Consider the following 22,577-nt stretch of genomic DNA (forward strand, 5'->3'; position numbering starts at 1 on the left):
GCAGCAGCAGGCAGGTCAGGCAGTGCGGCGCCGGGTGGCGACGCTCACGACGCAAAAATCCAAGGTGGCCAGCCCGTGCGGCGACGGGGCGTCGGTCCGGTGTACGAGCCGCGCACCCGTACCGGAGTTCCGCCGGCCGGGGCAGACGGGCTCGTCAACAAGCATACGGCTCGAACGGGTTCATCACTCCGACGTGAAGATGGCCCCCAGCCGTTCCATCCGCTCCAGCGCCATGCCGCAGCCACGCACGACGCAGGTCAGCGGATCTTCCGCCACCAGCACCGGCAGGCCGGTTTCTTCGGCCAGCAGGCGGTCGAGATCGCGCAGCAGCGCGCCGCCGCCGGTCAGCAGCATGCCGCGCTCGGCGATGTCGGCGCCCAGCTCGGGCGGCGTTTGCTCGAGTGCGTTCTTGACGCTGGAGACGATCTGGTTGAGCGGGTCGGTCAGCGCTTCGAGGATTTCGTTGCTCGAAATCGTGAAGCTGCGCGGCACGCCCTCCGACAGGTTGCGGCCCTTGACCTCCATCTCCTTGACCTCGGAGCCGGGGAAGGCGGAGCCGATTTCTTTCTTGATGGCCTCGGCGGTCGGTTCGCCGATCAGCATGCCGTAGTTGCGGCGGATGTAGTTGATGATGGCTTCGTCGAACTTGTCGCCGCCCACCCGCACGCTGCCCTTGTAGACCATGCCGCCGAGCGACACGACCCCCACTTCCGTGGTGCCGCCGCCGATGTCGACCACCATCGAGCCGGAAGCTTCGGACACTGGCAGGCCGGCGCCGATCGCGGCGGCCATCGGTTCTTCGATCAGGTAGACCTCGGAGGCACCGGCGCCCAGCGCCGACTCGCGGATGGCGCGCCGCTCGACCTGGGTGGAGCCGCAGGGCACGCAGATGATGATGCGCGGGCTCGGTTTCAGCACCGAGCGCGGGTGGACCATCTTGATGAACTGCTTGAGCATTTGCTCAGTGACGGTGAAGTCGGCGATGACGCCGTCTTTCATCGGGCGGATCGCTTCGATGTTGCCCGGCACTTTGCCGAGCATCGCCTTGGCTTCGGCGCCGACCGCCTGGATCGTTTTCTTGCCGTTGGGGCCGCCTTCATGGCGGATGGCGACCACCGAGGGCTCGTCCAGCACGATGCCTTTGCCGCGCACGTAGATCAGCGTGTTCGCGGTGCCCAGATCGATGGCGAGGTCCGTCGAAAAGTAGCGACGAATGGATTCGAACATGTTGGCTTGTCAAAGTCCGCCCTGGCTGTGAGCAACTGGCATTGCAGCCGGGGGGACGAAGGATTTTTCGGGTTTTCTCCGGGACCGCTCCAGGGCACGTCGAAGGTGTCCTTTTGCGCGCTTTTCAGCACGAAACCGGCGCTGATCGCGCAGACGGGGGTGGCGGGGCGACCCCCAAAGCGTAGCGACCTGGCCGGCTGTGGATAACGCGCGATAATACCCGATCCCACCCGCGCCGATCCTTGCGGGAACCACCCAAAAACGAACTAATTTACATGGCACTGACTTCCGAAGACGTCGGCCGTATCGCCCACCTCGCCCGGCTGGAGCTGAGCGGCGAAGAACAAGCGGCGATGCTGCATCAGCTCAACGATTTCTTCTCCATCGTCGAACGCATGCGCGCGGTCGACACCAGCGGTGTGGAACCGCTCTACACCCCCCTGTCGGCGGTTCAAGAGGTGGCCTTGCGGCTGCGCGAAGACGTCGTCACCGAGGCCGACCAGCGTGACGCCAACCAGCGCAGCGCCCCGGCGGTCGAAGACGGCCTGTTCCTGGTGCCCCAGGTCATCGAGTGAGGCGCCCGACCATGGACCTGCACCACCTGGGCGTGGCCGAACTGGCCCGCCAACTCGAGGCCCGCGCCGTCTCCAGCGTCGAACTGACGAAGCAACTGCTTGCACGGGTTGCCGCCCACGAACAGTTGGGCGCTTTCCTCTGCACCGACGAGGCCGTGGCCCTGCGCCAGGCCGAAGCCGCGGACGCCCGCCGCGCGCGTGGTGAGACGGGCCCGCTGCTGGGAGTGCCGATCGCGCACAAGGACATCTTCGTCACCCGCGATTTCCCGACCACGGCCGCCTCGCGCATGCTCGACGGCTACCGCAGCCCGTTCGACGCCACCGTGGTCGACCAGCTCGCGCAGGCCGGCGCGGTGACGCTGGGCAAGCTCAATTGCGACGAATTTGCAATGGGCGGCAGTAACGAAAATTCCGCCTACCTCCCGGCCCGCAACCCCTGGAACACCGAGCGCATCCCCGGCGGCTCGTCGGGCGGCTCGGCCGTCGCGGTGGCCGCGCGCCTGGTGCCCGCCGCCACCGGCACCGACACCGGCGGCTCGGTGCGCCAGCCGGCGGCCTTGTGCAACGTCACCGGCATCAAGCCGACCTACGGCCGCTGCTCGCGCTACGGCATGATCGCCTTCGCGTCCAGCCTGGACCAGGCCGGCCCGCTGGCCCGCAGTGCAGAAGACTGTGCCGTGCTGTTGAGTGCGATGAGCGGCTTCGACCCGCGCGACGCCACCTCGGCCGACCGCCCCGCCGAAGACTACCGCGCCGCGCTCGTCGCGCCGCGCGCCGGCGCGACCGCGGGCCGCCCGCTGCAAGGCCTGCGCATCGGGCTGCCCAAAGAATTCTTCGGCGCCGGTGTGTCGGCCGACGTGGCCGACGCGGTGCGCCAGGCGCTGGCGGAATACGAAAAGCTGGGGGCGACCCTGGTGGAGGTGTCGCTGCCGCGCACAGAGCTGGCGATCCCGGTCTACTACATCATCGCGCCGGCCGAGGCCAGCTCCAACCTGAGCCGTTACGACGGCGTGCGCTACGGGCACCGGGCGCAGGCATACGACGGCCTGCTCGAGATGTACAAGAAAACGCGCGCCGAAGGCTTCGGGCCGGAAGTGAAGCGCCGCATCATGATCGGCACCTACGTGCTGAGCCACGGCTATTACGACGCCTATTATTTGCAGGCGCAGAAGCTGCGCCGCATGATCGCCGACGATTTCCAGGCCGCCTTCCGGCAGTGCGACGTGATCGCCGGGCCGGTGTCGCCGACCGTGGCCTGGCCCATCGGCGGCAAGACCGACCCGGTCGCCAACTACCTCGCCGACATCTTCACGCTGCCCGCCAGCCTAGCCGGGCTGCCGGGCATGAGCGTGCCGGCGGGTTTTGGCGAAGCCGGCTTGCCGGTCGGGCTGCAGCTGATCGGCAACTACTGGAAGGAAGGCGAGCTGCTGCACACCGCACACGCCTTGCAGCAGGCCACCGACTGGCACCTCCGCGCACCGGAGGGCTTTTGAGATGAGCAGCACCACCACCAGCACCACCGCCACGACCGCCAAGCTGGTGCGCGGGTATGAAGTCGTGATCGGCCTCGAAACCCACGCCCAGCTGTCCACCCGTTCCAAGATCTTCTCGGGCGCCAGCACCGAATTCGGCGCCGCGCCCAACACCCAGGCCAGCCCGGTCGACCTGGCGCTGCCCGGCACGCTGCCGGTGATGAACAAGGCCGCCGTGGAGCGCGCGATCCGTTTCGGGCTCGCCGTGGGCGCCACCGTCGCGCCGCTGTCGATCTTCGCGCGCAAGAATTATTTCTACCCGGACCTGCCGAAGGGCTACCAGATCAGCCAATACGAGATCCCGGTGGTGCAAGGCGGGCTGATCGAGTTTTATGTCGGCGACGCCAAACACCAGGTGCGCCTGACCCGCGCCCACCTGGAAGAAGACGCCGGCAAGTCGCTGCACGAGGACTACCACGGCCAGACCGGCATCGACCTCAACCGCGCCGGCACGCCGCTGCTCGAGATCGTGTCCGAGCCCGACATGCGCAGCAGCATCGAGGCCACCGAGTACGCGAAGGCACTGCACGCGCTGGTGGTGTGGCTGGGCATATGCGACGGCAACATGCAGGAAGGTTCGTTCCGCTGCGACGCCAACGTCTCGGTGCGCAAGCCGGGCGCACCGTACGGCACCCGGCGTGAGATCAAGAACCTGAACAGCTTCCGCTTCCTGCAGCAGGCCATCGACTACGAGATCCAGTGGCAGATCGACGAGATCGAGGAAGGCCGCAAGATCCAGCAGGCGACGGTGCTGTTCAACCCCGACTCCGGGGAAACCCGCGCCATGCGGACCAAGGAAGACGCGCACGACTACCGCTACTTCCCCGACCCCGACCTGCCGCCGCTGGTGATCGCGCCCGAGTGGGTCGAGCGGGTGCGCGGCGAGATGCCCGAGTTGCCGCGCGTGATGGCCGAACGGTTCCAGCGCGACTATGCGCTGCCGGCCTACGACGCGACGATGATGACGCAGAGCAAGGACTTCGGCGCTTACTTCGAGCAGGCCGCCAAGGCTTGCGGGCAGCCCAAGCTGGTGGCCAACTGGCTGATGGGCGAGGTGTCGCGCCGGCTGAACGCCGAAGGCAAGGCGTTGGCCGACAGCCCGGTGGATGCGCCGACCCTGGCGCGCATGATCGGGCGGATTGCCGACGGCACGATCTCGAACAACGGCGCCAAGCAGGTGTTCGAGGCCTTGTGGTCCGGCGAGGGTGTCGACGTCGACGTCGTCATCGAGTCGAAGGGGCTGAAACAGATGTCCGACACCGGCGCGCTCGAAGCCATCCTCGACGAAGTGCTGGCGAACAACGCCAAGTCGGTCGAGGAGTTCCGTGCCGGCAAGGAAAAGGCCTTCAACGCCTTGGTCGGCCAGGCGATGAAGGCGACCAAGGGCAAGGCCAATCCGGCACAGGTGAACGAGTTGCTGAAGAAGAAACTCGGGGCCTGAGCGGGCGCGACGCCCGCGGCGGCTGTCCGCCCCGGGCGGCCGCGGCAAGGCGGCGAAAAGCGACGGTCAGCCCTTACTTCGGTTGCCGCTTCGTGGGGCCGGCTGGCACCGTGTCAGCGTGTCCGGCGTCCCCCGGCGGTCGCGGCCCCGGCCTTTTCATCGGCCTCGGCCAGGCTGCCCGGCGCTGCGCCCGCCCACAGGCGAGTCAAGCGCGTCAGTTCCGAATCGAACAGCTGGTTGATGCGCTTCATCTCCGCCTGCTGGTTCTGGATCAGCGTGGCGTGCGCCTCCACCGCCACGTCGACGAACTCGATCGACTGCTTGAGCTTGGCGGGCAGCGCCTTGCCTTTGTAGAACTCGGCTTCGCTGGCCAGCGGCTTGCGCTCGTTCTGCAGTTCGGCGATGCGCCGCTCGGAATTGCGGATCGACTGGCGCACGTCGTCGAGCGCCGCCTCGCGCGCGGCGCGGTGCTCGGCTTCGCTGGGATAGCGTGACAACAGCAGCCGGTCGCGACGCACCGCTTCCTGGTGGGCCATGCGTTCCTGGGCGCGCCGGCGCTCCTTGGTTTCCAGCTCGGCCCGCTCGTCGGCGGTGAGGCTGGGGGGCAACACGCTGCGGGTCGAGCCGTCCTTGTTCATCACCCGCTGTTCCCGGTCCAGGCATTCAATGATGGGCCGGTCGGAGGTGAGGCGGCGGCCCTTGGCGTCGGTGCAGGTGTAGATGCCTTGGGCGGCGGCCGGCAGGCTGAGCAGTGCGCAGACCAGCGCTGCGCCGCGGGCCAGCATACGCGCGGCGTTCGGCGCCATCGCGGGCGGCTGGGTCACCATGGTGTTGAGGTCGCTCCACGCTGCGCTGCGCCATGACGAGGCGCTTGCACCCCACGCGCGCTGGTGGCTGCTACAGGTGCTGGCATGACGTGACTCCCTGGACATTCGGTGCTCCGCAACGCGACCGCCATCGGCTCATCGAGAGCGGCGCTTAGACGCCGTAGCGGTCGCGGTAGGCTGCGACACTTGCGAAATGCGTGCCGAGCTGCGCGTCGCTGCCCGATTGCAAATACTGGAGCAAGTCTGTGAGGGTGGCAATCGCGCAGACCGGCAAACCCAGCTGGCGCTCGACCCACTGAACTGCCGAATATGGCGCATCGTTGCCGTTTTCCGTCGCCTTTTCTTGTCGGTCCAGCGCAATCGCCACGCCGCAGGGCGTCGCACCGGCCGCCTGGATCATCGCGATCGACTCCCGCACCGAGGTGCCGGCCGAGATCACGTCGTCGATGATCAACACCCGTCCCTGCACCGGCGCACCCACCAGCGTGCCGCCTTCGCCGTGGTCCTTGGCTTCCTTGCGGTTGTAGGCATAGGGCACGTTCTTGCCGAGCCGCGCGAGCTCGATCGAGACCGCGGCGGCCAGCGTGATGCCTTTGTAGGCCGGGCCGAACAGCATGTCGAACTCGAGCTTTGCGTCGAGCAGCCGGTGCGCATAGAACTCGGCCAGGCGGCCGAGTTTGGCGCCGTCGTTGAACAGACCCGCGTTGAAGAAATAGGGTGACAGGCGACCAGCCTTGGTCTTGAACTCGCCGAAACGCAGCACGCCGGCCTCGACGGAGAACTCTACAAAGGATTGGGCGAGGGCAAGTTGAGATCGGGATGACATGGACGAGGACCAGGGCATATTAATTGATAGACATCGACCATCTGAGCGTCGATCCGACGAGGTCGCCCTTGGATTTTACGAGGGACCTGTCCACGGACTGTGAGTACGTGGACCTGACGAATAACGGAGTCAGGGATGAAGGCTGTATTTGTTCGAGCGCCCGTTTTGACGCGTCTTGTCACACTGCGGGGCCCAGTACCCCGTGTAGTGTCGCAGTGGCTGGTTAGCGGCGGGCGCATACAGGGGCCGGCGTGGCGGTCCGCATACCGTCCTTCCGATCTGCCAGTCTCCTTCTCGCGCCGAGTCTTGTCGTTTTGCAGTTACTTGCTGATTGGACCCTGTTGAGCACCTCGATGGGCTGCGCGTTCGCCGCCGTAGCCTGTGGACAGACTGCATCCGGTGTGATCGAGACCTTTGCATGAGCACTGCTTCGCCTCGTCCACGCAAGCGTTCGCCCTCCGAGGTTCAGCGCGCTGTGCTCTTCGCCCTGTTCATTCGGGAACTGCAGACACGTTTCGGCGGCCGTTGGTTGGGAGCGTTCTGGGTCCTGCTGGAGCCGTTGGCGCACCTGACTTTGTTGATGCTGGTGTTTGGCTACGTCCGGAACAGGGTGCTTCCGGGCATCGAGTTTCCGGTGTTCCTTCTGACGGGCCTGCTGCCGTTTCTGACGTTCAGAAGCTTGGCGCTCAGATTGATGGAGTCCGTCGATGCGAATCGACCATTGTTCAGCTATCGCCAGGTCAAACCGCTTGACCCTTTGATCTCCAGGGCCCTGCTCGAGATCGGCTTGTACGGCACGATTTACCTGATCCTGCTAGTCACCCTTGGATGGCTCGGATATTCGACTGTGCCGACCCGGCCCCTAGAACTGATGGCAATCAGCATCGCCTTGCTTGTCCTTGGGTTCGCGTTGGGCCTCATTTTTGCTGTGGGTACGGACGAACTGCCACGTGTAAGGCCTTTCATTCGCATCGCCTTCATGCCCTTGTACCTCTTGTCCGGGGTGATCTTTCCAGTCAGCGCGCTGCCTGCGTTTGTCTTGCCGTGGGTGTTGTGGAACCCTGTGCTCCATGCCGTGGAGATCTCGCGCGGGTACTTCTTCCCGCACTACCGGACCCTTCCCCAAGTCAGCGCCCTCTACGTCATCGTCTGGGGCGTCGCAGCCCTCGCTGTAGGGGTAAGTCTGTACCGCGTGCGCAGGCATCGCTTGCTTGCTTCCTGAGCAATATTCAGATGATTGCATTGCAAGCGCTCACCAAGTCCTATCCAACGCCCCATGGCAGGCGATACGTTCTTCGTGATCTCAACTTCACGTTTCCCGAAGGTGCAAACGTTGGCCTGATAGGACCGAATGGAGCGGGCAAGAGCACCCTCATGCGCTTGCTCGGTGGCATCGACACGCCGGACTCCGGCCATGTTTTAACGGACGGTCGGATCTCATGGCCGGTCGGCCTGGCTGGTGGCTTTCAGGGCTCGCTTACAGGGCGCGATAACGTCAAGTTCGTCTGTCGTATCAATGGTGCCACGGGCGACGCGATGCGCGAAAAGGTGCGCTTTGTGGAGGAGTTCGCCGAGATCGGAGAGTACTTCGATCTGCCCGTCAAGTCTTACTCCTCCGGTATGCGCTCGCGGGTCACCTTTGGGCTGAGCATGGCCTTCGACTTCGACTACTACCTGATTGACGAAGTGATGGCGGTCGGCGACGCACAATTTCGCCGGAAAAGCCAGGCGCTATTTGAAGAGAAGCTGCGTCACGCGAAGTTGATCCTGGTTTCGCACAACATGAAAGACATTGAACAGCTGTGTGACGTCGTCGTGCTCATTAAAAAGGGCGAGACGACGCTCTACGAGAACGTGAAGGAAGGTATCGCTGCCTACCGTGGAGAAGTGAGCGCCACCAATGGCAAGACGGATGCCGCATGACGTTTCTGCTGAAGCTCTCCCCACGCCGAATGGGACTGCTCATCATTGGCGTGCCTATGTTATTGGCTCTTTTTTACTACCTCTTCTTCGCAGCTGACCGCTACGTGAGCGAGGCGATCGTGACGGTCAGGCAGTCGACGCAAGAGCAAAACCCTCTTCCGGGCGCCGCGTTGTTGTTCGCAGGAATAAATCCGCCTTCACGAGAAGATACGCTGTACTTGCGGCAATATATCCATTCCCTCGAGATGTTGAGGCGACTCGACGCGAGCCTCGGTTTGCGCGCGCACTACGAGTCAGAAACCGTGGACCCGATCTACCGTCTTTACAAGGGAACCAGCCAGGAATGGTTCCTGGAGTATTACCGAAACCGGGTCGAGGTGCTTTTCGACGACGTCTCATCGCTATTGACGGTGCGCGTACAAGGTTTTGAGCCGGAGTACGCGCAAAAGGTCGCGAAGGCCGTCCTAGAAGAATGCGAGTCCTTCGTGAACGCATTCTCGCATCGTATCGCTCGAGAGCAGATGCGCTTTGCCGAAACTGAGTTGCAGCGGGCCGCAGGACGTTTGCAGACGGCGAAATCGGAGCTGCTCGTTTTCCAGACGAAACACCGGCTCCTCGACCCGACGGCCCAGGCAGAGGCGAGTGGCGTCTTGACGGCGGACCTACAAGCCGCACTTGCACGGCAAGAAGCCGAGCTGCGCAACCTCCGCAGTTTTCTGAACGAAGATTCGTTTCAGGTGCAAGCCCTCCGCAACCAGGTGGACGCTCTGCGCAAGCAACTCGAAGCCGAGCGTAAGCGCGCAACGGTGGGCGACGACAACGAACGCCTGAGCGAACTGGCCGCGCAGTTTCAGGATTTGAAGCTGCAGGCCGGATTTGCAGAAGACTCGTACAAGCTGGCGCTCGCCGCCGTTGAGAACGCGCGAATCGACGCCACTCGAAAGATGAAGAGTTTGGTCGTGATCGAGCCCCCGGCAAAACCCGAAGCGGCACTATACCCACGCCGTGCCTACAACACCGTGACGCTGCTAGTGGTGTGCTGCCTGGTATATGGCATTACCCGCCTCGTCGTCGCCACGATACGGGAGCATCAGGACTGAGTATGCCGACCATTCAGCCAAGAGTGCCGGCCCGTTGGGAGGTCGGCCTAATCGCAATACCCATCCTGCTACTTCATTTGAGCGCCTATGGGCAGCTGGTCGAGTCTGTTCGCCGCTACCCACGCGGCACCACGCAATCGTCGACCGAGCAGGAAGGGGGAACAACGCCGACAGGGTCAGGACAGGGAACGAGTGCTCCGCAGGCGACGGTCGACGCGCCCGCCGCGGGCACCGTTGTCACGGCGCCATTGCCGCCCAACCCTGCTACCTCTGCGGCCCCCGTCATGTTCGGATCGCAAATCTTTACCGGACGCTTCGGGGCCGTTCCCTTTGCGGGGTTCAATCCCAACTACCAAGTGACGACGGGCGACCGCATCAGCGTGCGGATGTGGGGAGCTTTCTCGTACGACGCCGTGCAGCCGGTCGATGCACAAGGCAATCTATTCATTCCGAGCGTCGGACCGGTGAATGTCCAGGGCGTGCGCAACGCCGAGCTGAATCAGCACGTTGCCGTGCAGGTGAAGCGGGTGTTCAGGGCAACCGTGGGCGTCTATGCGTCGCTTGCGGCAGCGCAACCAGTCAAGGTGTATGTGACCGGCTTCGTCAAAGCACCCGGCCTGTACGGCGGCCTGTCGTCTGATTCGATTCTGTACTACTTGGACCAGGCTGGCGGCATCGATCCTGACCGGGGCAGCTACCTGGAAGTGGATGTCCTTCGAGGAGGACAAGTGCGGGCGAAGTTCGACTTGTACCGCTTTCTGCTTGAAGGGCTCATCGACCACGTTCAGCTCCAAGATGGCGACACGATCGTCGCATATCCCCGCAAGCACACGGTTCGCGTCACCGGCGAGGTGTTGAATCCCTATATCTTTGAATTCGGCAAGCCCCGCATCACAGGGGCTGAATTGTTTGCCCTGGCCCGGCCGCGGCCCGGTGCGACACACCTCAGCATCGTTCGAAAGATTGGTGCCGAAAGACGCAGCGAGTACCACGCTCTGGCGGAGGCCGACAAGGTCCTTATCGAGGATGGCGACGAGGTGCTGCTGACATCCGACAAGTACCCTGGAACCATCTTGGTCCGCATCGAAGGCGCTCATTTGGGAGAGCGGACGCTAGTCTTGCCGTACGGTGCCGTGCTGAAGGATGCTCTCAGCCGCCTCAATCCGGCCCCACAGGCAAACGTCCAGGCGATCCAGTTATTCCGAAAATCAGTCGCAGTGCGACAGAAAGAAATGCTCGAGACCTCTCTCCGGGGCCTCGAAGTCTACGCGCTTACGGCGCGAAGCGCGACGAGCGAAGAAGCGGAACTGAGAAGCAAGGAAGCAGGACTGATTCTGCAGTTTATCGAGCGAGCAAAAACAGTTCAGTTCCGCGGCCAAGTCCTACTCGGCGAAGCAAGAGAATCGGAGCGAACACTGCTTGAAGATGGGGATTTAATAAGAATTCCTGAGGAAAGCAATCTCGTATCTGTTAGCGGCGAAGTACTGTTTCCGAATGCCCTTGTGCAAAGGCCCGGAACCACGGCCAAAGACTACATTCGACGGGTGGGCGGTTTCACTCAAACTGCCGATGACTCAAAGATCATCCTCCTGGGACAGGATGGGGTAGTGAAAGATGCGGACGCCTTGCCGATGGCTGGTGATGAAATCATCGTACTGCCAAAGATAGAAACGAAACGACTGGAAGTCACTCGTGGTATCACACAAATTCTCTACCAAATTGCAGTTTCTGCAAAAGTGGTGTTAGGCCTGTGAGGTTGTAAATTAGATGAACCGCAAGCTACGCAAACTCCTCCGGGACCCGAAGGCCTTCTTTCGCGATGCACGCGTGCTGAAGTTCTTCGGCGGAGCAATTCCGAAAATAGAGAAAGGCGATAGCTCGCGGTCTAAAACTTTAGAACAAGATGGGCCCGGGATTCGCGTTGAGGGGTTTGAGCCGTTTGACTTGCGCGGTGAAAACTGGCTTAACAGCTCCGATGATGCGAAACCGATCGCGATCGCCTGGGGCTTCAGTCCTTGGAAGCGAGACTTCACGGCGCGTTATCTGCCCGAGTACAGAGTCGCCTTCGCCAGAGGGCGTAGCGTATGGTCAAGACAACGCGCGGCCCTGGATCGCCTAGAAGGTCTTACTTTCATCGTGTGGGGCATGACGGAGTCGAAGGAGCTGCTTTCCTACGCGGAAAAACGGAGTTTCCCGCTGTTCCGCATGGAGGACGGCTTCATCCGATCTTCAGAGCTAGGCGCAGAGCACACGACCCCCCTGGCACTGGTCTTGGATAAAACAGGCATATATTTCAACGCCAACCAACCTTCTGATCTTGAGAACATCCTAAATGATAGTGATTTTGACGCAGACGCCGTGCTCATGCAGCAGGCAAAGGCACTATTGCAGGTTTTGCGTTTATTGAAGGTCAGCAAGTACAACCTGGGTTCACTGGCACCTGCCCATGAGATCCTAGGTCCCAAGTATAAAAAGAGGGTGCTCGTGCTTGGGCAGGTGGAGCTAGATGCGGGCGTGCGATATGGTATGGCCGGTGATTGGGACAGCGCTAGCCTTATTAGGCTGGCCAGGTCAGAGAATCCGCAGGCAGAAATTTTGTACCGGCCTCACCCCGAAGTCATTAGAAAATTCCGTGAAAATTCAACTGACCTGGAAGAACTGAAGAAAATCTGCCGCGTGATCACTGAAGACATTGCGGTAAACGAGCTGTTCCAACATGTCGACCGGGTCTACACCATCTCGTCGCTCAGCGGTTTCGAGGCACTCATCCACGGTATTCCCGTCACCGTCGTGGGCGCTCCGTTTTATGCCGGCTGGGGGCTGACAGACGACCGTGCCTTGGTGCCTCGGCGTCGAAGAGTCTTAACGCTGGAGCAGCTCTTCTGTGGGGCGTACCTGTTGTATCCGCGATACCTGACCAACCCGTCGGATCCGGTTCGAGGGGCACTGGCAGCGATTTTGTGTGTGACCGCGCAGCGAAGAGCTAGGCTGAACGCATTATTGACGCCTGCCTTCGCGATCGATAATGCAGCCATCGTTGCAGCTTCGGAATACTGGCCCCGACTCCTGATGAAGGACGTTCTGCCGAGACTGATAAAGAGTAAGCCGAAGGAGATCGCCTCGCTACTCCAGCCGCAGAAATTCTTGAATCGATGTGGCGGTGAACACTACCGACACGCCGTCTCCTGCATCCTCGCGGGAAAACTGCGAGGAACTGCTTCCTTTCCAGCGCTTCTTGTGGCCCTGCGGTCCGCAGTGAGTGCTGAACAGTTTTCCGATCTGCTAACACAGCTGTGGAACCTGCAGCCCAGCGGGGAGCTGCTTCATCACTGGGCTTGGCACTGCGAACGACACGGAATGAGCCAAGACGCCGAAAAGGCGTTTGCATTCGCCGCAAGCGGCCTCCGACTGCCAGAAGCGTCGGTCGCGCCGGTGTCGGAGGCCCAGTATCCCCACGTCTTGAGGTTGGCCCAATTCCATCTTCGCCGACGGGCCCTGGACAAAGCGTGGGACGTTCTGCAGCGGCTGCTTCTTTCGGGATTCGTCAATGTCGAAACGCTCAATGCGATAGCTGAAATTGCAAAACTGCGCTTCGATTTTCAGTCTGCCACCGCTGTGCTCGACATGCTGAACCGTATACAGCCGGACTGGAAACTGGGTCGCGGATATATCTCCCATTCGAACACGGCTTCGCTGTCGGGCGATGTTGCTGCCGCAATTAGCAGCGTTGCCTATGCGTGTCTCATCAACCCGCAGAGCGTCGAATCGGCGTATTACGTAGAACAGCAGGTCGAGCGGACCTTCGGAGATCTTCCTCTTTCGTCCGCCCTGCACGACGCGGTCGAAGTACTTGATGTGCAACCGAGTTCGATCAGCCGAGCTCGGGCGCTCATCTTTGGGCGGCGCTTGAAGGATGCCGAAAAACTTCTGCTCGAATATAAACCTAAAGCGTCCGAGCTGCTTCAATATGGGCTTGCATTATCTTCGGCGTACAGCCAGCAGGGGAAGCTGACAGAGGCCAAAGAACTGATCGTGAGTTTGACAAGCAGCAGCCCCTCAGAAGCGCTTTACCGAGAGGGGCTACGCCTGGCTGTCTTGATGAACGACTATGAGTGGGGCGAATATTTGATTGCAGAAGCGGAGCGGCGCGGGTTCTCCGTCGGGGACATGTATCAGCGCAAGATTGGCTTCGGACGTCGCGAAATCAAGCGCAGCTACCTTAGCTTCAGAGGTAGCAAGACCGCGCAGCTCTTGAGGACGTATTTGGGCGAAAAGTATGTGCAGGACCTGGCGAGTCTGTCACGCGGAAGCCCGGCGAAAGTAGCCGTTCTCGCATATTTCGGCCCGGGCGACGAGATTCGCTTCGCTGCCTTTTACGAGGAATTGCGACGGCGGCTTGTAGGTCCAGATCTGCTCATCACTTGTGATCCTCGGCTCCACGCGTTGCTGCAGAGATCTTTTCCGCTCATTCAATTTGTTCCAGTGGAGCGGTTGAGAAACCTTCATGCGTCGAACAATGCGCAGAACTTCAAAATGTTGCCGGGCTCAGATCTTCATGCCGTGGCGGACAACGCGGGATGGGCGCTGGTGAATGAATGTGACCTCGTCACGCTTTCTACCGATCCATTGGGTGATCTCATTGATGGGTACGAGTCGTTCTCCGGAAACCCATACCTAATTCCAGATCCGCAAAAAGTGAAGTACTGGAAATCTCGATTAGAGGGTTTCAAGGCAAAACGGATCGTGGGCCTTAGCTGGCGCAGCAGTCTCGCCACTCACGCGCGCAACGAGCACTACGTCTTCGTCGAGCACCTGGTGCCTCTTCTGCAACTAGAAGACGTGCAGTTCGTAAATCTGCAATACGACGATTGCGCGACCGAATTGGCGTGGATTGAAGAACGCTTCCCGGGGAAGATGTGGAATCCAGAGGGCTTGGATCAGTATAACGATTTGGACAACGTCGCTGCGCTTATGCATTGCCTTGATCTTATCGTATCGCCCGCCACGACGGTCATCGAATTGGCGGGCTCCCTGGGTTGTCCTGCCTTGCTGCTGTCGAATTCGTCCGAGTTGCACTGGCGAAAGCTGCCGGGCTCGGACGTCGACGTGTGGCATCGATCGGTCCGCCACATCGAAGGCGAGTTCCTGGGGAACAAGGACTCGTTGATGGAGGCGGCCCGATTGGCGCTCCAGGGCGGACTTGAAAATGAGGCAGCACGCGCGACGGTTGATGAAGACGAAGTTGCACAGGATTTTCGTGTGCTGAATTAAGTTCTCCGCTTAGAGCCTTTCATCATTGCAAGACTACGCTTCCGCTGTCTGATATTTGCGAAGGAGTAAAAATGCTCAAGGACGCAACGATTTTGATCACCGGTGGCACGGGCTCGTTCGGTAATACTTTTGTGCCAATGACGCTCGCCAGATACAACCCACGCAAGCTCATCATATATTCCCGCGACGAGATGAAGCAGTGGGAAATGGCGAAGAGGTATGAAGGCGATCCGCGCGTGAGATTCTTCATTGGAGACGTGCGCGACCGCGAGCGTCTTTATCGGGCGCTCGACGGTGTCGATTACGTCGTCCACGCGGCTGCAACGAAGATTGTGCCAACAGCTGAGTACAACCCGTTCGAGTGCGTAAAGACGAACGTCAACGGCGCTATGAACTTGATCGACGCCTGCATCGACAAGAAGGTGAAGCGTGTGGTGGCGTTGTCGACCGATAAAGCGAGCAGTCCCATCAATCTTTATGGTGCCACCAAACTTGCCTCGGACAAGTTGTTCGTCGCTGGCAATTCTTACGCCGGCGGGCACGGTACCCGTTTCGCGGTGGTGCGCTATGGCAATGTGATGGGCTCGCGGGGATCTGTCATCCCATTCTTCATGTCGATCAAGGACAGTGGAGTGCTGCCCGTCACCGATTGCCGGATGACGCGCTTCATGATCACGTTGGAGCAGGGCGTCGAACTGGTGTGGCAGGCATTCGACGACATGGAAGGCGGCGAGATCTACGTCAAGAAGATTCCGTCGATGAAGTTGGTCGACATTGCGAAGGCGATCGCACCCGAAGCGGAACTCAAGTCTGTCGGCATCCGGCCCGGAGAGAAGCTGCATGAGCAGATGATCGGCGCGGAAGATGCGCATTACACATATGAATATTCTCGTCACTTCAAAATCCTCCCAGCCATCCATAACTGGAGCTCGTCGATGGAGCGAATCAAGGATGGTGTGAAAGTGCCCGAGGGTTTTGTTTACTCGAGCGACAACAATAATGAGTGGATGGACGTCGGGGCATTGAGGGAGTGGATCGGAACCAACAGCGCGAAGATCGGGGCGATTTGATGGCCGTCATTCCCTACGGTCGGCAAGACATCCGGCAAGAGGACATTGACGCTGTCGTCGAGGTCTTGCAGTCCGACTTCCTGACGCAGGGACCGGCGGTGCCGAGGTTTGAGCAGACTGTGGCTGATTACTGCGGGGTAGCCCACGCGCTTGCGGTCAACAGCGCGACGTCGGCGCTGCACATTGCCTGCCTGGCTCTGGATTTGCGTGAAGGCGACTGGCTTTGGACCAGCCCCATCACGTTCGTCGCGTCTGCGAACTGCGCGCTTTACTGCGGCGCAAACGTCGATTTCGTCGACATCGACCCCCGTACGTACAACATGTGCCCCGTCGCGCTGGCCCGTAAGCTGGAACAGGCGGAGCGCGTGGGGCGCTTACCCAAGATTGTGGTGCCCGTGCATCTGTGCGGGCAGCCATGCGATATGGCGGCGATTCATGATCTGTCCCGGCGCTTCGGCTTCCGAATCATCGAGGACGCATCACACGCTATCGGCGGCCGGTACAAGGGGGAGCCGGTCGGCAATTGCGCGTACAGCGATATTACGGTGTTGAGCTTCCACCCCGTCAAGATCATTACGACCGCGGAAGGCGGCATGGTCTTGACGAACAACGGCGCGCTGGCTGACAAGATGGCGCTGCTGCGTAGCCACGGCATTACCCGTGACGCAGCGCGAATGACCCATGAACCGGACGGTCCCTGGTATTACCAGCAAATCGAGCTGGGCTTCAACTACCGGCTGACTGACCTGCAGGCTGCTCTCGGAGTCAGCCAGATGACACGACTTGACCGCTATGTACATCGGCGACATGAACTTGCTCACCGGTACGACGGGTTGCTCTCGGGCCTTCCGGTGCGCTTGCCTTGGTCGTTTCCCGACGCGTATTCCGGACTGCACTTGTATGTCGTGCGTCTCGAGCTAGACAGCATCAAGACCAGCCACGCACAAGTGTTCGGCTTTCTGCGCGAACGAGGGATTGGAGTGAACTTGCACTACATACCCGTGCACCTGCAGCCGTACTATCAGCGCTTGGGTTTTCATCCTGGGCAGTTTCCCGAATCCGAGCGGTACTACGCTGAAGCCATCTCGTTGCCGATGTACCCAACGCTCACCGAGGCACAACAGGATCAGGTGGTGGGTGCTTTGCACGGTGCCTTGCAGACATGAAACTCGCGGTCATTCCAGCCCGCGGCGGTAGCAAACGCATCCCGCGGAAGAACATCCGGCCTTTCGCCGGTCGGCCCATCATTGCCCACTCGATCGCGGCAGCGTTGGACAGTGCGTTGTTCGATCAAGTCGTCGTCTCGACTGACGACGAGGAAATCGCTGCCGTGGCACGTCAGTGTGGCGCTTCTACGCCCTTCCTTAGGCCGGGTGAGCTCTCCGACGACCATACGGGGACCAACACCGTTGTACAGCATGTGTTGCGCTGGTTTGCCGCGCAGGGACAAGCATACGAACTGGCGTGCTGCATATATGCAACCGCCCCCTTTGTGCAGCCACACTACCTGCGTCAGGGGCTGGAGCAGCTGTTGTCAAGTGGAGCGCAGTTCGCGTTCTCTGTCACGACTTTCCCGTTTCCGATCCAGCGCGCGTTGCGCATCAACGCGGAGGGTACGATCGAGGCTCTGTTCCCCGAACATAGGCAAACGCGCTCGCAGGATCTGGAGCACGCCTTTCATGACGCCGGGCAGTTCTACTGGGGACGGGCCGAGGCCTTTCTGAACGATACGGCGTTGTTCTCGCCGGCGTCCGTACCGGTGTTGTTGCCTCGACACCTTGTACAGGACATCGACACGCTAGAAGACTGGCAGCGCGCCGAACACATGTATCGAGCTTTGCAGCTGGCAGGGGAAATCTCGGCGTGAAAGTCGCAGTCCGCGTCGACGCTGCTCCGGTGATCGGGACTGGCCATCTGATGCGATGCCTGACGCTCGCTGATGCGTTGCGTGCTGGCGGTGGACGCACTCGCTTTCTCTCACGGCAGTTGCCCATCGTTCTCGCCGAGGAGGTGAAGCGGCGCGGGCACGAGTTGGTGATGCTGCCTCCTCCGACAAGTCCCTTGCGTGAGTCGTCGTCTGACGCACCTGCTCACGCTGCCTGGCTGCAAGTGGACGCCTTGCAAGACGTGCAAGACAGCCTCGAAGCTCTTCAAGCTGATGCGCCGTGGGACTGGCTCGTGGTGGATCACTATGGGATCGACAACAGATGGGAGTCGCGGATGCGAGCCTGCGCAAGCCGTATTCTCGTGATTGACGATCTTGCTGATCGCCAGCACGACTGCGACGTGTTGTTGGACCAGAACTTCTATGAACAGGCCGATGGGCGGTATGCAGCGCGTGTCCCGGAGCGATGCCGTAAGTTGCTTGGTCCAAGCTATGCATTGTTGCGTCCAGAATTTGCTGACCTGCGGTCGGCAGTCTCAGTGCGCGAAGGTGAGGTGCGGCGGCTGCTGGTCTTCTTCGGCGGGGTGGACGAGAACAACGTCACGGTTTGCGCGGTGGAGGCCATCGCGCGCCTTCCCCGCGGCGCTTTGGAGGTTGACGTGGTCATCGGTGCCGGTCACCCCGCGCGCAGGGAGATCGAAAAGCGCTGCCTTCAGTTGGGCATGAACTGTCACGTGCAAACCCAGGAGATGGCGCGCTTGATGGCGCGAGCCGACCTTGCGATCGGTGCCGGTGGCACAGCCACTTGGGAACGTTGTTCGCTTGGCTTGCCCACGCTGGCACTGTGCTTAGCAGAAAACCAGCGCCAGCTGCTGGTGGATGGCAGCCGGGCAGGGCTACTGCATGCCCCTAGCATCTGGCCTCACGATGTGGAGAGCCTCGCGAGGCAACTCCTGGTACTGATTGAGTCGCCCGGCTTGCGGCAACTGATGTCGCGGTGCGCTATGAAACACGTCGACGGCCAGGGGGTTGCGCGAGTCGTTCGCAACATGGCCCTTCCTCAAATCACAGTCCGGCTGGCGACGGCCGCGGACAGCCAGAACTTGTTCAACTGGCGCAACCATGAGGCCATCCGCGCGGTGTCCCGCACCAGCGAGCCGATTTCCCCGGAAACGCATGCGAGCTGGTTCTCCAAGGTCCTCAGCAGTCCCGACCGGTGCCTGTTGATCGGTCACTCTGGGCCTTCGGAGGTCGGCGTGGTGCGCTTCGACTTGCAAGCAACGGTGGCCGAGGTCTCCATCTATCTGGTGCCTGGTCAGGAAGGACGTGGCCTCGGCGCCGCCTTGCTCGTGGCGGCGGAAGACTGGCTATCCGCAACACATCCAGAGGTGGAGAGCCTGGTCGCGGAAGTGCGCGGCGACAACGGCCCATCGCACCGCCTGTTCTCCAGCGCCAATTACAAGCTCGACATCACCCGGTACCAGAAGTGGCGCCGCTCCCGACCCCGTTAGCGGTCCGCGAGTTGCCGTCACGTTGCTGCAACCGAAACAAGTCTTCGATGGGGCGCCCCAACCCATATCCTGCTCTTGAGGTGGATCGATGAACCCCCATATCAGCATCGCGAACAGAAGCATCGGCCTCGACGTCTCGCCCTACGTCATCGCCGAGCTGTCCGCTAACCACAACGGCAAGCTCGAGACGGCATTGAAAATCGTCGAGGCAGCCAAAGCTGCCGGGGCGGATGCAGTGAAGCTGCAGACCTACAAGCCCGACACCATCACGCTGCCGAGTGATACCGAAGAGTTCCGTATTCACGGGGGGTTGTGGGACGGACGCACGCTCTACGAGCTGTACCAGGAGGCGCATATGCCGTGGGAATGGCACGCGCCGCTCTTCGAGCGGGCTCGCGAACTCGGCATCACCATCTTCAGTTCGCCGTTCGACCGCACCGCCGTCGATCTATTGGATGAGCTTGGGGCGCCGGCCTACAAGATCGCTTCTTTCGAGGCAGTTGACCTGCCCCTGATCGAATACGTAGCGAGGAAGGGCAAGCCGATGATCATCTCGACGGGTATGGCGGATGAACAAGAGATCCAGGAAGCGATCGATGCGGCGAGGGCCGGCGGATGCACCGAGCTCGCCATCTTGCATTGCGTCAGCGGCTATCCGGCTCCCGCGGCCGACTACAACTTGCGCACGCTGCCCGACATGATGCAGCGCTTCCGCGTTGTGACCGGGCTGTCCGATCACACGCTCGACAACACCACCGCCATTGCCAGCGTCTCGTTGGGCGCGTCTATCATCGAAAAGCACTTCACGCTTGATCGCCGCGGAGGAGGTCCCGACGACAGCTTCTCGCTCGAGCCACCCGAGCTGCAGGCGCTCTGTCGGGACGTCAAGACCGCTTGGAGCGCCCTCGGCAGCGTCGACTATGGCTGCAAGTCGAGCGAGCAAGGCAACGTCAAGTTCCGGCGCTCGCTTTACTTCGTCAAGGCCTTGAAGGCTGGCGAGATGGTCACCGAGGACGCCGTGCGCAGCGTCCGCCCGGGCTATGGCGCGGCGCCGAAGCACCTGCGTGAGGTCATCGGCAAGCGCGTGACGGCAGATGTCCAACCGTACACGCCAGTCCGCCTTAACTGCCTTGCGTGAGGGCCCACAGCGGCAGATCAGCTCTAGTGGCGCTGTGTGAACACCATGGGCAGTGTCAATTCGGCTCACGGTTGTGTTTGTGTGCCAGGGACGAGCATCGGCATTTGGCGTCAGACGCAGCACTTGGCCCAGTTGCTCGGGCACCCCGTGTCCGTCGTTCGGCCTGGTGGCCGGCCTCCTCGTCATGCAGTCGCATGGGCTGGTTGGGGTTTGCGGCTGAGTGGACGTCGTGCCCTAAACGCAGCACGTCGAGGAGGTCTGCCCTGCTGGCGCCTGGAGGACGGTTTCCTGAGATCGGTCGGGCTTGGGACTGAGCAGCCCGGGTTTTCGCTGGCGGTGGACGATCTCGGCATCTACTACGACGCCACTCAGCCCTCCCGTCTGGAAACATTGATCGGCACCCCGCACCTGCCGCACGAACTCGAGCGTGTTGTCGCCTTGACAGCGGCATGGCGGGACCTGCGTCTGTCCAAATACAACCACGCCCGCGAGGCGTTGCCTCCGGTCCAGGGCCCGTACATCCTGGCCGTCGACCAAACCTACGGCGATGCCTCCATCCGTTACGGCTTGGCCGACACGCGCAGCTTCCACCGCATGCTCGAGGCAGCACTCGACGAGCACCCGCGCCTGCCGGTGATCTTGAAGGTGCATCCCGACGTCATCGCCGGTCGCAAGCGAGGCCACTTCAATGGCGGCCTGACGCGCGGTCAAGCGTCACGCGTCGCCCTTGTCGCCGCCAACGTCCATCCGCCGTCGCTGATCGAACCCGCCCATGCGATCTACACCGTGACCTCACAAATGGGCTTCGAGGGGCTGTTGTGGGGTAAGCCGGTTCGCACCTTTGGCATGCCCTTCTATGCCGGCTGGGGTCTCACGCAGGACGAACTGCCGCCTCCGGAGCGACGGCGTGTGGCCGACCGTGTCACCCTCGAAGATTTGGTGCACGCGGCCTTGGTCGAGTACCCCCGCTACGTGGACCCCGAGACCCGGCAACGCTGCGAGCCGGAACGGTTGATGCAGTGGATGGGTCTGCAGCGGCGCCTGCGCGAGCGCTTCGCGCCCCACGTGCACGCCGTCGGCTTCTCGCGTTGGAAAATGCCGATCGTGCAGAGCTTCTTTGCCGGAAGCGAGGTGCAGTTTGTGCGGAGGCCCGACCAGGTGCCGGACGGCGCGACGGTGGCTGTCTGGGGACGGCGGGCGCTGGGAACATCAACGGGCAGCGACGGTACCGCGCCCGCGCAGACCGGCACCGGTGCTGTCGGCAGCAGCTTGGCCGGCACAATCCCCAACTCCCCCTCCACCGCTGTCGTTCGCCTCGAAGACGGCTTCCTGCGCTCGGTCGGCCTCGGCGCCGACCTGATACGACCCCTCTCGTGGGTGATGGATCGCACGGGCGTCTACTACGACGCCACGCGGCCCTCGGATCTTGAAACCTTGCTCCAGACCGCTGTTTTCGACGTTTCGCTGGTGCAGCGTGCGCAGGCGCTACGTCAGCGTATCGTGGCTGGCGGTTTGACCAAATACAACGTCGGCACGGGCGGCTGGTCGCGCCCGGTTGGCACGCAGCGGGTTGTGCTGGTGCCGGGCCAGGTCGAGACAGACGCCTCCATCGCCTGGGGCGCGCCCGGCATCCGCACCAATGTCGATCTGCTACAGGCGGCCCGCCAGGCGGCCCCGGACGCCTACCTGGTTTACAAGCCGCACCCCGACGTCGTCGCCAAATTGCGCCGCCGAGGCCGCGGCGAATCCTTGGCCCGCCGCTACTGCGACGAACTGGTCGTCGACACGCCTATGCACACGCTGCTCCACGCCGTCGACGAACTGCACGTGCTGACGTCGCTGGCCGGTTTCGAGGCGCTGATGCGCGGCAAGACAGTCACCTGCCACGGCCGGCCCTTTTACGCAGGTTGGGGGCTTACCAACGACCGGCAGCCGCTGCCGCGTCGCACCCGCCCGTTGTCGCTCGACGAACTCGTCGCAGGCGTTCTAATCCTCTACCCTACTTACGTCAGCCGCACCACCGGCGCCTTCACAACGCCGGAACGTGCGCTGGACGAGCTGCTGGCGTGGAAAGCTCAAGGGCCCCCGGACTTGCCCATGTGGCGCCAGCTGCTGCGGTGGGTGTTGAGCTGGCGGCAGCGCTGAGGCCGATGTGCGACGATGATGATCCCGCTTTGTTATGCCGCCCGCCAGCGGTCAGGGGTTCGCGATCGAGGGACGCTGACATTCCCGGCGGGTGGGACAATCGTCG

17 protein-coding genes are annotated in these 22,577 nt (G+C 61.8%); 14 read left to right on the plus strand and 3 right to left on the minus strand.

Going from position 1 to position 22,577, the window contains the following annotated elements; translation table 11 throughout:
- Window positions 1–183: 183 nt before the first annotated feature.
- The gene (locus tag AAW51_RS00615; RefSeq protein ID WP_047193069.1) at window positions 184–1,227 is read right to left on the minus strand and encodes a rod shape-determining protein; all 1,044 of its coding nucleotides are present in this window, start codon (window positions 1,225–1,227) and stop codon (window positions 184–186) included.
- Between the two features lie 275 nt (window positions 1,228–1,502).
- On the opposite strand from AAW51_RS00615, the gene gatC reads away from it, so the two are divergent.
- The 3 genes from gatC to gatB are packed head-to-tail and all read left to right on the plus strand — an operon-like array spanning window position 1,503 to window position 4,775.
- On the plus strand, window positions 1,503–1,802 hold the full coding sequence (gene gatC / locus AAW51_RS00620; RefSeq protein ID WP_047193070.1) for an Asp-tRNA(Asn)/Glu-tRNA(Gln) amidotransferase subunit GatC: 300 nt from the start codon (window positions 1,503–1,505) through the stop codon (window positions 1,800–1,802).
- Between the two features lie 11 nt (window positions 1,803–1,813).
- Window positions 1,814–3,295: an Asp-tRNA(Asn)/Glu-tRNA(Gln) amidotransferase subunit GatA gene (gene gatA / locus AAW51_RS00625; protein ID WP_047193071.1), complete on the plus strand. Its 1,482-nt coding sequence runs from the start codon at window positions 1,814–1,816 to the stop codon at window positions 3,293–3,295.
- Between the two features lies 1 nt (window position 3,296).
- Window positions 3,297–4,775 carry an Asp-tRNA(Asn)/Glu-tRNA(Gln) amidotransferase subunit GatB gene (gene gatB / locus AAW51_RS00630; RefSeq protein WP_047193072.1) on the plus strand — a complete coding sequence of 493 codons (1,479 nt, stop codon included), beginning with the start codon at window positions 3,297–3,299 and terminating at the stop codon, window positions 4,773–4,775.
- A gap of 113 nt (window positions 4,776–4,888) precedes the next feature.
- Here the strand turns inward: gatB and AAW51_RS00635 are convergent, their stop codons facing one another.
- Both AAW51_RS00635 and pyrE read right to left on the minus strand, forming a co-directional pair.
- On the minus strand, window positions 4,889–5,707 hold the full coding sequence (locus AAW51_RS00635) for a DUF4124 domain-containing protein (RefSeq protein WP_238947716.1): 819 nt from the start codon (window positions 5,705–5,707) through the stop codon (window positions 4,889–4,891).
- Window positions 5,708–5,753: 46 nt separating this feature from the next.
- Window positions 5,754–6,428, minus strand: a complete 675-nt coding sequence (gene pyrE, locus AAW51_RS00640) for an orotate phosphoribosyltransferase (RefSeq protein ID WP_238947717.1) — start codon at window positions 6,426–6,428, stop codon at window positions 5,754–5,756.
- 418 nt (window positions 6,429–6,846) lie between these two features.
- Between pyrE and AAW51_RS00645 the strand changes: the two genes are divergently transcribed.
- The 11 genes from AAW51_RS00645 to AAW51_RS00695 all read left to right on the plus strand — a co-directional run bounded on the left by AAW51_RS00645 (window position 6,847) and on the right by AAW51_RS00695 (window position 22,471).
- Complete coding sequence (locus AAW51_RS00645; protein WP_047193074.1) at window positions 6,847–7,650, plus strand: ABC transporter permease; 804 nt, start codon at window positions 6,847–6,849, stop codon at window positions 7,648–7,650.
- Window positions 7,651–7,661: 11 nt separating this feature from the next.
- Window positions 7,662–8,351, plus strand: coding sequence for an ABC transporter ATP-binding protein (locus tag AAW51_RS00650; RefSeq protein ID WP_047193075.1), 690 nt, complete (start codon window positions 7,662–7,664; stop codon window positions 8,349–8,351).
- Entirely contained in the window at window positions 8,348–9,451 is a 1,104-nt protein-coding gene (locus AAW51_RS00655; RefSeq protein ID WP_047193076.1) for a KpsE/RkpR family capsule polysaccharide export protein, read from the plus strand. Before AAW51_RS00650 ends, AAW51_RS00655 begins: the two co-directional genes overlap by 4 nt.
- A gap of 2 nt (window positions 9,452–9,453) precedes the next feature.
- A complete protein-coding gene (locus AAW51_RS00660; RefSeq protein ID WP_083437971.1) occupies window positions 9,454–11,205 on the plus strand; it encodes a polysaccharide biosynthesis/export family protein in 1,752 nt (583 codons plus the stop codon).
- Window positions 11,206–11,218: 13 nt separating this feature from the next.
- A complete protein-coding gene (locus tag AAW51_RS27705; protein WP_083437972.1) occupies window positions 11,219–14,722 on the plus strand; it encodes a capsular polysaccharide export protein, LipB/KpsS family in 3,504 nt (1,167 codons plus the stop codon).
- Window positions 14,723–14,793: 71 nt separating this feature from the next.
- A complete protein-coding gene (gene pseB / locus AAW51_RS00670; protein WP_047193078.1) occupies window positions 14,794–15,792 on the plus strand; it encodes a UDP-N-acetylglucosamine 4,6-dehydratase (inverting) in 999 nt (332 codons plus the stop codon).
- Window positions 15,792–16,958, plus strand: coding sequence for a UDP-4-amino-4,6-dideoxy-N-acetyl-beta-L-altrosamine transaminase (gene pseC, locus AAW51_RS00675; protein WP_047193079.1), 1,167 nt, complete (start codon window positions 15,792–15,794; stop codon window positions 16,956–16,958). Before pseB ends, pseC begins: the two co-directional genes overlap by 1 nt.
- Window positions 16,955–17,659 (plus strand): pseudaminic acid cytidylyltransferase, encoded by a 705-nt coding sequence (gene pseF / locus AAW51_RS00680; RefSeq protein ID WP_047193080.1) that lies wholly within the window; start codon window positions 16,955–16,957, stop codon window positions 17,657–17,659. The genes pseC and pseF overlap by 4 nt, the downstream gene beginning before the upstream one ends.
- Complete coding sequence (gene pseG / locus AAW51_RS00685; RefSeq protein WP_047193081.1) at window positions 17,656–19,188, plus strand: UDP-2,4-diacetamido-2,4,6-trideoxy-beta-L-altropyranose hydrolase; 1,533 nt, start codon at window positions 17,656–17,658, stop codon at window positions 19,186–19,188. The genes pseF and pseG overlap by 4 nt, the downstream gene beginning before the upstream one ends.
- Before the next feature lie 88 nt (window positions 19,189–19,276).
- Window positions 19,277–20,326 carry a pseudaminic acid synthase gene (gene pseI / locus AAW51_RS00690; protein ID WP_047193082.1) on the plus strand — a complete coding sequence of 350 codons (1,050 nt, stop codon included), beginning with the start codon at window positions 19,277–19,279 and terminating at the stop codon, window positions 20,324–20,326.
- A gap of 45 nt (window positions 20,327–20,371) precedes the next feature.
- A complete protein-coding gene (locus AAW51_RS00695; protein WP_047193083.1) occupies window positions 20,372–22,471 on the plus strand; it encodes a capsular polysaccharide biosynthesis protein in 2,100 nt (699 codons plus the stop codon).
- The last annotated feature ends 106 nt before the right edge of the window (window positions 22,472–22,577 follow it).

The sequence above is a fragment of the Caldimonas brevitalea genome, from assembly GCF_001017435.1.
Classification (GTDB): Bacteria; Pseudomonadota; Gammaproteobacteria; order Burkholderiales; family Burkholderiaceae_C; genus Caldimonas; species Caldimonas brevitalea.